The organism is Niallia sp. RD1, from assembly GCF_024219955.1.
In the GTDB taxonomy this organism is placed as follows: Bacteria; Bacillota; Bacilli; order Bacillales; family Cytobacillaceae; genus Niallia; species Niallia alba.
The window spans coordinates 1049979-1061613 of record NZ_CP100420.1 but is presented as its reverse complement, the minus strand read 5'-3'; the positions used below and the strand labels follow the sequence as shown (position 1 = coordinate 1061613).

General features: G+C 36.6%; 9 protein-coding genes. 6 read left to right on the top strand and 3 right to left on the bottom strand.

Annotated elements, in window-relative coordinates; genetic code table 11:
• The first annotated feature begins 1 nt into the window (after position 1).
• The 4 genes from NKG37_RS04965 to pgmB all read left to right on the top strand — a co-directional run bounded on the left by NKG37_RS04965 (position 2) and on the right by pgmB (position 5314).
• The gene (locus tag NKG37_RS04965; RefSeq protein WP_016202630.1) at positions 2–838 is read left to right on the top strand and encodes a sugar ABC transporter permease; all 837 of its coding nucleotides are present in this window, start codon (positions 2–4) and stop codon (positions 836–838) included.
• Positions 839–1055: 217 nt separating this feature from the next.
• Positions 1056–1928 (top strand): DUF1189 family protein, encoded by an 873-nt coding sequence (locus tag NKG37_RS04960; RefSeq protein ID WP_212117736.1) that lies wholly within the window; start codon positions 1056–1058, stop codon positions 1926–1928.
• A 12-nt stretch (positions 1929–1940) separates the two neighbouring features.
• Positions 1941–4217: a glycoside hydrolase family 65 protein gene (locus NKG37_RS04955; RefSeq protein ID WP_254415910.1), complete on the top strand. Its 2277-nt coding sequence runs from the start codon at positions 1941–1943 to the stop codon at positions 4215–4217.
• A gap of 437 nt (positions 4218–4654) precedes the next feature.
• On the top strand, positions 4655–5314 hold the full coding sequence (gene pgmB, locus NKG37_RS04950) for a beta-phosphoglucomutase (RefSeq protein WP_101729943.1): 660 nt from the start codon (positions 4655–4657) through the stop codon (positions 5312–5314).
• A gap of 321 nt (positions 5315–5635) precedes the next feature.
• On the opposite strand, the gene NKG37_RS04945 is transcribed toward pgmB, so the two are convergent.
• Positions 5636–7402 carry a glycoside hydrolase family 13 protein gene (locus NKG37_RS04945; RefSeq protein ID WP_254415909.1) on the bottom strand — a complete coding sequence of 589 codons (1767 nt, stop codon included), beginning with the start codon at positions 7400–7402 and terminating at the stop codon, positions 5636–5638.
• A 280-nt stretch (positions 7403–7682) separates the two neighbouring features.
• Here NKG37_RS04945 and NKG37_RS04940 point away from each other — a divergent pair, with 280 nt between their 5' ends.
• Together NKG37_RS04940 and NKG37_RS04935 are read left to right on the top strand one after the other, a co-directional pair.
• Entirely contained in the window at positions 7683–8639 is a 957-nt protein-coding gene (locus NKG37_RS04940; RefSeq protein ID WP_169189431.1) for a LacI family DNA-binding transcriptional regulator, read from the top strand.
• 277 nt (positions 8640–8916) lie between these two features.
• Complete coding sequence (locus NKG37_RS04935; RefSeq protein WP_109768540.1) at positions 8917–10233, top strand: IS1380 family transposase; 1317 nt, start codon at positions 8917–8919, stop codon at positions 10231–10233.
• A 198-nt stretch (positions 10234–10431) separates the two neighbouring features.
• Here the strand turns inward: NKG37_RS04935 and hxlB are convergent, their stop codons facing one another.
• Entirely contained in the window at positions 10432–10980 is a 549-nt protein-coding gene (gene hxlB, locus NKG37_RS04930) for a 6-phospho-3-hexuloisomerase (RefSeq protein WP_254415908.1), read from the bottom strand.
• Entirely contained in the window at positions 10973–11620 is a 648-nt protein-coding gene (gene hxlA / locus NKG37_RS04925; RefSeq protein ID WP_254415907.1) for a 3-hexulose-6-phosphate synthase, read from the bottom strand. Before hxlA ends, hxlB begins: the two co-directional genes overlap by 8 nt.
• Positions 11621–11635 lie beyond the last annotated feature (15 nt).

The window sequence follows — 11635 nt, the reverse complement described above, 5'->3', positions numbered from 1 at the left end:
GATGAGCATGAGATCATCGCGACTTATAAATAGAATATTAACGTATGGTTTTCTCGGAATCCTATCTATAGTAATCATTTACCCATTATTGGTAACAGCCTCAAGTGCGTTTCAAGCAACTAATATGGCGGCATTTACGTTGAAATTAGATGCAAACTGGGGACTAGATAATTTCCGAAGACTTTTCAGCGAAACCAACTATTTAAGCTGGTATAAGAATACGATTATTATCGCTATTGCGGTAATGATTGTGCAAGTAACTTTAGTAACGCTGTCTGGATATGTATTCAGTCGTTATCGCTTTGTTGGTAGAAAATATAGCTTAATTTTCTTCCTTGTTATTCAAATGGTTCCAACGATGGCAGCATTAACAGCATATTACGTATTAGCAACGGTTCTTGGAGCAATTGATTCCTATTGGCTATTATCATTAATCTACATCGGCGGTGGAATACCGATGAACGTATGGTTAATGAAAGGATACTTTGATACGATTCCACGTGAATTTGACGAAAGTGCACGTATTGATGGAGCTGGCCATTTAAGAATCTTTGTACAAATCAATTTACCATTGGTACGTCCAATGCTTGCAGTTCAGGCATTATGGGCATTTATGACACCATTTAATGATTTCTTACTATCTAAGTTCTTATTACGCTCCAACGAATTATTAACATTAGCAGTTGGGTTGCAAACGTTAATCTCTAACCCACGAGAACAAAAAGTAGCCTTGTTCGCAGCAGGAGCAGTACTAGCAGCGTTACCAATAGTTGTTTTATTCTTCTTCTTACAAAAGAACTTCGTATCTGGTTTAACTAGCGGTGGTTCGAAAGGATAAGTAGAAAAAACATGGCTGAAAAGCAAGACCCTGGAAAAAGTGTTCTAATTTAGATAAATAAATGTTATTTGAAAGTGAAATTATGCTAGTTTGAAGAGGTGATAGTTCGCCATAGTGAGCTGTCACCTCGGAAAACAGAAGCAATATTCGCAAACAGAGTAAAGTTATATAAAAGACCAATTAAGCATATTTAATGAAGTAAGAGAGTGGGATTACAATGAAGAAATCGGAACCATTTTTGATGCAATATTTCAAGTCTATCATTACACCGACAAATGTATTTAAGGGTAAGAATCTATTAACATGGCCAAAAATGATCTTCCTTTTTATTTTCTTAATTGCATGTATGATGATGCCGACCTCTATTCAAATGGCAAAATTAACGACTTTCCCTTTTGAGTTTCTGTTTCCACGGACAGCCGAATTAATCACAGATGACTTTGTAGAAGCTTTGTCCTCTAAACAAGTGAAAGATGGAAAGTTAGTGGGAATAGATAGTCAATATACAGAAGAATCAGGTGGAAATGTCATTGCAATTGATAACGACAATAAATATCAAATGACTGGCGAAGATCAGACATTTAGTATAAAGGGATATGCCAATGCCATTGTTTTTAAAGAAGACTATGCAATAATTGCCGAAGAAAATGGATTTGGATTTCAATTGTATTACCCAAAAAATGAGGAGAAATATCCTTTCAAAATAGAAAGCAAGGAAGATGTCCTGCAATATATCGGTACTTTATGGTATGTGCAGAACAAGGCATTTCTTCTACCAATCCTGTTACTATTACTAGCTGGTGTATATATAGCAATGAATGTATTGCAATTTCTCTTTATGTCACTTGTATTGTGGTTAACAAAGAAATCGAATATTACGGATATAAGAACCTTTAAAGAGGCAGCAACGATTGTCCTTAATGCAGCAGGACTACCAACTATACTAGCGGTCATTTATGGATTTATTCAATTTGATGTTGCGACTTTAATAATGATCCAAGGCCTTGGAACGGTATTAATGATTGCATTTGCATTTTTTAGAACAGGTTTTAAAGAAAAAGGATTAAAGGCAGATTCAGATAAAGCATAGGGAGAGAAGATTATGTCAAATAAGCGTCTTTTCGAAATAAACAGCTGGAAGCTAATATCAAATAAGTTGGAAAAAAAAGAAAAGCGATTGCAGGAAAGTCTAACCTCCATTGGAAACGGATATATGGGGATGCGTGGTAATTTTGAAGAAGGCTACTCTGGAGATTTCCATCAAGGTACGTATATTGCAGGTGTATGGTTTCCGGACAAAACAAGAGTTGGCTGGTGGAAAAATGGCTATCCTCAATACTTTGGTAAAGTGATTAATGCTCTTAACTTCATTGGTGTCGATATTTATATAGATGGTACAAAAGTAGATTTATATAAAGAAAATATCACTGATTTTCACCTTGAACTAGATATGAAGGAAGGAATCTTAAAACGGAGCTTTATCCTTCAAAAAGGAGAAAAACAAATTCGCTTTGAATTTGAACGCTTCTTAAGCATTGCATCTAAGGAAATTTGTGCAATAGACATTAAGGTAACAGCATTAACGGGAACGCATAAAATTGAGTTAATCCCATATTTAGATGGTGATGTGACAAATGAAGACTCCAACTATGAGGAGAAATTCTGGGAAGAGATCGGGAGAAAAGTAGAGGCTAATTCAGGTAACCTAATAATGAAAACGGTTGATAATCCTTTTGGAACACCGAGATTTGCGGTATCTGCCTCTATGGTTAATACAATTAATCATCTAGAAGTAACTTCTTATAATGAAAGGCCAATGTATGTGGCCAATGCATATAACAATAAGCTTAATCAAGGAGAAACTATCCATCTTCAGAAGTATGTCGCTATTTCCACTTCTCGTGATTGGGAAGAGGAAAGATTAGCAACTGTTTCTGATATGTTAGCAAAACAAGCGAGAGAAAAAGGATATACTGTTTTAAAAGAAGAACATATTGCTGCATGGGCAGCTCGCTGGGAAAAGGCGGACGTTCAAATTGATGGAGACGAAGAAGCACAGCAAGGAATTCGATTCAATATTTTTCAATTATTCTCTACCTATTATGGCGAGGATGCTCGTCTAAATGTGGGACCAAAAGGTTTTACAGGGGAAAAATATGGTGGTGCAACCTACTGGGATACTGAAGCATATATTGTACCGATGTATTTAGCTGTTGCAGAACCTAAAGTAACAGAACAGCTATTACGTTATCGCCGTCAACAGCTACCTGGTGCAGAACATAATGCAAAACAGCAAGGGCTTAAAGGGGCATTATATCCTATGGTAACTTTCACTGGTGTTGAGTGCCATAATGAATGGGAAATTACATTTGAAGAAATTCATCGTAATGGTGCCATTGCCCATGCCATTTTTAATTATTCAACATATACAGGTGATGAAACCTATGCATTAAATGAAGGATTAGATGTGTTAGTAGGAATCAGCCGTTTTTGGGCAGATCGTGTACACTATTCGAAAAAGAATGATCAATACATGATGCATGGTGTAACCGGACCAAATGAATATGAGAATAATGTAAATAACAATTGGTACACCAATAAAATTGCTACATGGACATTAAAATACACATTAGAATTACTGGAAAAGGCAGCTCCAAAAAGAAAAACGGATTTAAACATTGGAAAAAGCGAATTAGTAAAATGGCAGGAAATCATTGATAAAATGTATTTCCCAGTTGATGACGAATTAGGAATTTTTGTACAGCATGATACATTTTTAGATAAAGATCTACGTTCTGCGGATACACTCTTAAAAGAAGAAAGACCACTTAATCAAAATTGGTCTTGGGACAAAATTTTGCGTTCTTGTTTCATTAAACAGGCTGATGTTTTACAAGGAATGTACTTCTTAAATCATGAATTTAGCTTAGAAGAGAAAAAGCGTAACTTTGATTTTTATGAACCAATGACTGTTCATGAATCAAGTCTTTCACCTTGTGTTCATTCTATTTTAGCAGCAGAAATTGGCTTAGAAGAAAAGGCTTATGAGATGTATCAGCGAACAGCAAGACTAGATCTTGATAATTATAATAACGATACAGAAGATGGACTGCATATAACTAGTATGTCAGGAAGCTGGCTAGCTATTGTGCATGGATTTGCTGGAATGCGCTCGGCAACAGGGACCCTTTCCTTTGCTCCATTTGTGCCTAAAGGCTGGAATAGTTACTCGTTTACAATAAATTATCGCAATCGATTAATTCAAGTAACAACAACTTCTGAGAATGTAAAACTAGAGCTTTTATCTGGTAAGGCGATAGAAATTGAGTTATATGGAAAAGCTGTATTACTTGAAAAAGAGTATGTTGGTAAGAAATGATGTTTCATAAAGTTTGTTGCTAAAAACCCGCAGCCTAAATACCCTTCACTTTCCATGGGGAGAGCGGTGAACTATTCCCATAGGAGCCTACGTGTATTCAGGCTGCTCCGTATTTCTATCTAATAAGATTTTATCTATCGCAAAGATAACAATCTTTTAGAATAGCCTAAGAAATAGATAGTTAGGAAGAAAGGAGCCACTGATTGATTATCATTCTAATGCTAGGGGAAAAAGCATCAGAATTATAGAAGCAGGGCTCTTTTTTACCCCACTCTTAACGGACAGTAAGACTCCCGCCTCAAGCTTATGAGAATACGAGGAAGCTAGGTGGGAGATCAACTGTCCGTAAACGTCCGATTGGTTCAACTAAACATCAGTGGGGGAGGAAGGTAAACCCCCACTGATGGAAGTTTCACTTTATCTAGGGAGGGATTAATATGTTAAAAGGAATTATTTTTGATTTAGACGGAGTTATTACAGACACAGCAGAATATCATTATTTAGCGTGGAAGAAAACTGCTGAGGCAATTGGCGTTCCTTTTGATCGCGAGTTTAATGAAGAATTAAAAGGTGTTAGTCGAATGGACTCTTTATATAAAATATTGGACCATGGCGGAATTCGCGGGCAATTTTCCGAAGCGCAAGTCGAAGAGCTGGCGCACGATAAAAATATTTACTATCAAGAACTAATTAAAGAAATAACGCCTAACGACTTATTACCTGGGATAAAAGATTTCTTGCTGGAATGCAAGGAAGCTGGGTTAAAACTTGGTCTCGCATCTGCAAGTAAAAATGGGCCTGTAATATTAGATCGATTAGAAGTAACGACTTTATTTGATACAATCGTAGATCCTGGGAAATTGAAAAAAGGGAAGCCTGATCCTGAAATCTTTGTAAAAGCAGCAGCGCAGTTGCAACTACAAGTGAATGAATGTATTGGAGTGGAAGACGCAGAGGCAGGCATACAAGCAATAAAAGGGGCAAATATGTTTGCGATAGGTGTTGGCACCCCAGACCGAATGAAGTTAGCAGATTGGCAAGTCGGAAGTACAACAGAGATTACCCTTGAACGTTTGAGAGAGAAGTTAGGGGAATAGAAGAGGAAAGGGAATGGAGTGGAAAATTTGCTTCATTCTTTTTTTTATTTCAGGACTGTCTGAGTGAGGAGGGAAAGTACGTTTATATAAGAGAGGGGAAGATGGTGTTCATAAGCTGGATGAAAGCCGAAGTTGAAGAGAAAAGAGAGTAGAGTGGCGTTCATGCATCAAATAAACGCCCGTCATCATCCAAACAGAAGAAGCAAATAGCAATTTACTTCCATAAGGTCCCATCCAATCCCAATACACCAAAAAAAGCGAGTACCTTAAGAAATAACTCAAAGTCTCGCATTCTGAATAACTTAAATATAAACACCAAAATTAATGGGAAGTCTTAAATTGCAATATGGAAAACGCACCAGGAGCTAAGGTTAATTCTTTTTCTAGACTCCAAATGATTTCTTTATCATGATACAGATCGTAAACATTTTTATTGTCGATATCCTGTACTGGAATGGTAAAAGTTTGCTCTTCATCCGTATTGTTAATCGAGAAGATAATATGCTCTTCTTTGTACGTTTTTTGGTACATAACAATATTGCTATCTGCTTCTATAAAGGTAAATGAACCTTTATTTCCAAATGCTGGATGATTCTTACGAAGAGTAATTAATTTTTGAATATGGGCAAATAAATCAAGATCCTGTTTGTCTTTATCCCACACCATACATTTTCTACAGCCTGGATCTTGTGTGCCATTCATTCCTACCTCATCCCCATAATAGATACAAGGTGTTCCAGTAAAAGATAAAAGGAATAAATATAATAGTTTTGCTTTATCTTTTCGATCATTTGCAAGCGTCAAGATACGCGGAGTATCATGACTGTCCAATAGATTAAAAGATACTTCATTAACACTATTTGGGTACATGTGAAGCACATTGGTAATCGTATGCTTAAAGGCGGTAGAAGTAATCGAATCTTTAGCAAAGAAATGGACAGCACCAGTTGTAAATGGATAATTCATTACGGCATCAAACTGGTCCCCTTGCAGCCATGGCATGGAATCATGCCATATTTCGCCGAGAATATATACATCAGGATTTAATGCTTTTACTTCTGTTCGAAAATCTCTCCAGAAATGGTGATCGACTTCATTTGCTACATCTAATCTCCAGCCATCAATACCAAATTCTCTAACCCAATAGCGACCTACCTCAAGTAAATATTCTTTTACTTCTGGGTGACTTGTGTTTAGCTTTGGCATAAAAGGGGTAAAGGCAAAAGTATCATAGTTTGGAATTGGTGCTGTTTGTATGGGAAATTCACGAATATGGAACCAATCTTTATAAATAGATTCTTCTCCCTTCTCCATGACATCTTGCCATTGAGGGAAGAAATAGCCACTATGATTAAACACAGCATCTAGCATAATCCGAATGCCATTATCATGAAGAACATCTATCATTTTTTGAAACGTCTGTTTATCTCCAAACTGGGGATCGATTTCCATATAGTCGATTGTGTCATATTTATGATTGGAGTAAGCTTTAAATATTGGTGTAAAATAAACACCATTAACTCCTAAATCCACTAGATGGTCTACATGATCAATAACACCTTGAAAATCGCCGCCAAAGAAATTTGTAGGTGTTGGCTCTGTACTACCCCATTCTTGCGTATCGGCAGGATTAAGTGCTGGGTCCCCGTTAGCAAAACGTTCCGGGAAAATTTGATACCATACCGTATCTCTCACCCAGTCGGGAGCATGAAAAGAATCTTCTTTATGCACAAAGGGTACACAAAAATAATAGGCAGTATCGTCTGTTGGAATTGCTTCATAAAATCCTTTTTCTGTATAGATAAGTGTTTCCTCTTTAGATGAGAGCTCAAATCCATAACGTAAACGTCGGTATTCAGGCTTTATTTCGATAAACCAATAATCATAAAGTTCCGTGCTTCCACTTTTTTTCATGGGAGCTTTTTCGTATTGCCATGCTTGATTTACAAAAATGTAAGGGTCACCAAAAAGGAGGTGAACAGAGTCAATATCCGCTTTTTTTGTCTGGAGGCGGATGTGTACCGTATCGTCTTTATAAATATAAGAAAAATTATTGCCAGGTCGATGATAAATCGCTTCTTTTAACATAAAATCTCCCTTTCTACGCAATCGTTTGCATTATTAAAAGTTGAGTATCTAACGAAAAACTATTATAATATAAAAAGACAAAAGGAAAACGTTTGCACCCTTCTATTATCAACCCATTTCTGTTATTTATCAAGCATATTTATAAAAAAGTTTAGAATTATGATGATGGTGAATTTTTGTTGTAGAATAAATGAAGATATTAATTAGCATGATAAACCGCTTTTAATAATTTAGTAATCATATGGACAGAGAAATTTAAATTTATACTGGGGGAGTTCCATTGGCAACACTTTCAGATGTGGCAAAGAAAGCAAATGTCTCAAAAATGACAGTGTCAAGAGTGTTAAATCATCCAGAGCAAGTTACAGATGAGTTAAAGCAGCTTGTATATAAAGCAATGGAGGAATTGAGTTATGTTCCTAATTATGCGGCAAGGGCATTGGTTAATAATCGAACACAAGTGATTAAGTTGTTGATCTTAGAAGAAATGGATACCGTTGAACCGTATTATATGAATTTACTAACTGGAATGAGCCGAGAGTTGGACAAGAACCATTATTCTTTGCAGTTAGTGACAAGGACATCTCTTAATATAGGTAAATGTGATGGAATTATTGTTACAGGGATGCGGGAGTCAGACTATTCATTTATTGAAAAATTGACGATTCCAGTTGTCTTATTTGGAGAGAATTTGCATGGATATGATTTCGTTGATGTAGACAACAAAAAGGGAGCATATGTAACGACTAAACATATTTTAGACTTAGGATATCAACAGCTTATTTTTATGGGGATTGATGAGGACGAGCCCTTTGGACAGCTTCGTGAGGCTGGTTACCTAGATGCAATTTCTGAAGATGATTTAGAAGGCAAAATTATAAGAGTAAAAAATAGTTCAAGAGCAGCTGAGGCTAAAGTTTCTGAATTCTTATCAAAGAACGATGGCAAATTTGGATTTGTATGTGCTTCTGATCGTATTGCGACAGGCGTAATTCGTGCGATACAGAAAACAGGAAAAAGTGTGCCAGAAGATTATGTCGTAACTGGATTTGACGGCGTCTTTTTAGATAGAATTTCCTCACCTAAAATTACAACAATCAAGCAGCCACTAATGGAAATGGGGGAGGCGTGTGCACGCATGCTCCTGAAGAAAATTAATGAAAGAAATAAAAATCAAGGAAAACATATTTTTGAGCCGAAGTTGATTATTCGAGAATCGACTATATTAGATACCTAGATGAAAATAAGAAAGACTACAGAATGAGCTGTAGTCTTTCTTATTTTCATCTATGGGGGATAAGGTATAAAGTTTTGCCTTTTCTATAAAAATGCCAATTACCAACGTGAAAAATAAGTTATCACCTGAATTATTCATAGAAAATCATTAATTGGCAACTAACGCCTGTATAATAAGCTTTTTTGTTAAGAAGTAATTCACTTAATAAATGAAAAAAGAATCCGTTTCTGATAAGGTTAAAGCAACTACGAAATAACCATCAGAAAGGATTCTTATAATGGCTACTTTACCGCAATTAACGCTTGATTTCAATCATAAGGTCAAATTATCAAATGATGGAGGTTCTCTTTCGTCCGATACGGGTGAATTCATCTTTAGAGAATTCGATGAAAAAATTGGTTTTTCAGAAACATTGGCTAAACATTTAAATTTGAAAGATGACAGACTTTACTATTTTCATTCAAATGAAAACTTGCTTCGTCAAAAGATATATCAAATCATTGCTGGCTATTCCGAAGACGACGCTGCCGATCAACTAACGAAAGACCCTGTATTCACTCAAATTATTGGAACGGATGCATTAGCTTCCCAGCCTAGTTTGTCACGATTTTTTAAACGGTTTGATAGCCAATCCATAGCGGAATTAAATCTAGCTAACCAAGACCTTATTGACAAAGCACATCAAATCAGAGAGTCCAAAGCACTCATCTTTGATTTGGATTCCACGCATTCAGATACCTATGGAAATCAAGAGTCCGCGGCTTACAATGCCCATTACGGAACAGTCGGTTTCCACCCATTAGTTGCCTTCGATGGAGTAACCGGTGACTTTATCAAAGCTAAGCTTCGTCCTGGGAATGTCTATACTTCTAACGGTGTTGTTGATTTCATTCAACCGCTCATTGAACATTACAATGAAAAGTTCCCAGAAACTACACCACTTGTTCGTGGTGATAGTGGCTTTGCCATCCCAGCTCTGTACGATTTGTGCGAAAAAGAATCAGTCTATTACGTTATTCGACTCAAAGCAAATGCCAATCTACAACGAATTGCGGATGAACTCCATCCATCATCTATGACTTCCGAGGTCACGAATACGGAATGTTATTATGAAGAAACCATTTATCAAGCGAAATCATGGTCTAAGCCTAGAAAAGTGATTATTAAATCCATCCGTCCTGCAGACGAGTTGTTTTTCACGCATTCCTTTTTTGTAACGAACTTGATAGACGCCTTTTCACCAAAAGATATTGTTCTTTCTTACCAGAAAAGAGGTACGATGGAGAACTATATCAAGGAAGCCAAGAATGGTTTCTATTTAGATAAAATGAATAGTCATTCTTTCCAGGTAAACGAAGTAAAGATGATGTTGAGTCTGCTAGCTTATAACCTAACGAATTGGCTGCGTACACTTTGTTTTCCGGAAGAACAAAAGACTATGCAAATCGAAACAATACGAACACGGATTATTAAAGTTGCTAGTAAATTAGTAAAGTCAGGAAGATCCCTTTACTTTAAACTATCTTCAAGTTTTGTGTACCAAGAATTCTTTTGGAAAGTACTTCGGCGAATTCAGAACTTGAAGCTAGAGTAACCATCTTAATACCTGTTTTTTAAAAGTTAATGTCTGACCAAGGGAGTAGTCTGCCCAAAAACCGACTTTCTTCAAGCACTTGCTTGAAAACCACATCGAAGTGTCCCAATTTACTATGAATTTTTTCGAGGGTGTAGAAAAGTATTATATTTTGGTATTATTTATGACTTAAGTTCGAAGTATGAATAATTCAGGTTATCATTCCATATTGCTATGCCGCTTAAAGACTTCCTCGAATCCAATCTCATTTAATTCTGCAAAGTTAAGACAAATGGTATCAAATACAAGATGAGCACATTGATCAAATAAGGAGCCTAAGGGTTGTATAGATTTCATCTCAGTTGCCTTACGATATTTTGTGCTTGCGGGAATACAGATTGTATGAGTTGCTGCTTGCACAAGCGGAGAGTTAAGGTCAGTAGTTAGAGCTAAAACACTGCAACCTAGTTTATTGGCTGTTTCAGCTGTCCATATAACAGATTTTGTCTTACCAGAACCAGAGATAGCGACTAAGATATCCTCATGAGAAATGGAAGGTGTAATGGTCTCTCCAACTACATAAACAGTTGCTCCCAAATGCATCAATCTCATTGCAAAGGATTTGGCCATTAGGCCGGATCTTCCTTCTCCAACCACAAAAATTCTTTGTTTTTCTCTAATTAGTGCTGCTGTATCGACTAATAGGTGTTCATCAACCTGAGCTAACACAGCTTGGATTTCTCGTTGAATAGTAGTAAGCTTACTCATTGATAAAAGCGCCTCCTTTTGCTAGTTTTCTAAACTGTTTTGCTACATTCGATGGATTATCAGCTTTCGTGATGGCCGAGCCAATAATGGCTATATCGATCCCGCTAGCTAGAAGCTGTGGTAAAGAATCTAGTGTTATTCCTCCTGCTGCGGCAATTGTGTGCTTAGCTGTTAAATAGCCCGCTGCAGTTTGATTGTTTTTCCATGCCCTTTCTCCCATCAATTCTTGTTCATCCTTGCTTATATGCAGGCAAAAAATAGCCCCCTCTATCGCAAGAAGAGATTCCTGCTGCTCCCTAGAAGTGTTTAAGAAATCAATCATTACTCTCTTTTTATATTTTCTAGCCATTTCCATACAAGTTTCAATGGTTATTAATGGAGCCGTTCCCATGACGGTAATAATATCTGCACCAGCAGTGAAACTAATCTCTGCTTCATATTTCGCATTATCGATTGTTTTCGTGTCAGCAAGGATTGTTTTATGAGGAAATGCATTTTTCATTTCTCGAACACTATCCATTCCAAACTCTTTGATGAGAGAGGTTCCAACTTCAATCCAATCAATATCAGACTCTACTAAACGTGTTAATCGTATTGCTTCAGGAATAGTTAATCGATCTAAAGCTAATTGAATGTTCATTTGTATTCACAGCCC

Bases quoted from the DNA above. Each gene is read 5' to 3' on its own strand.
- NKG37_RS04945 (WP_254415909.1), bottom strand. From the start codon at position 7,402: ATGTTAAAAGAAGCGATTTATCATCGACCTGGCAATAATTTTTCTTAT.
- NKG37_RS04960 (WP_212117736.1), top strand. From the start codon at position 1,056: ATGAAGAAATCGGAACCATTTTTGATGCAATATTTCAAGTCTATCATT.
- pgmB (WP_101729943.1), top strand. From the start codon at position 4,655: ATGTTAAAAGGAATTATTTTTGATTTAGACGGAGTTATTACAGACACA.
- NKG37_RS04955 (WP_254415910.1), top strand. From the start codon at position 1,941: ATGTCAAATAAGCGTCTTTTCGAAATAAACAGCTGGAAGCTAATATCA.
- NKG37_RS04935 (WP_109768540.1), top strand. From the start codon at position 8,917: ATGGCTACTTTACCGCAATTAACGCTTGATTTCAATCATAAGGTCAAA.
- hxlA (WP_254415907.1), bottom strand. From the start codon at position 11,620: ATGAACATTCAATTAGCTTTAGATCGATTAACTATTCCTGAAGCAATA.
- hxlB (WP_254415908.1), bottom strand. From the start codon at position 10,980: ATGAGTAAGCTTACTACTATTCAACGAGAAATCCAAGCTGTGTTAGCT.
- NKG37_RS04965 (WP_016202630.1), top strand. From the start codon at position 2: ATGAGCATGAGATCATCGCGACTTATAAATAGAATATTAACGTATGGT.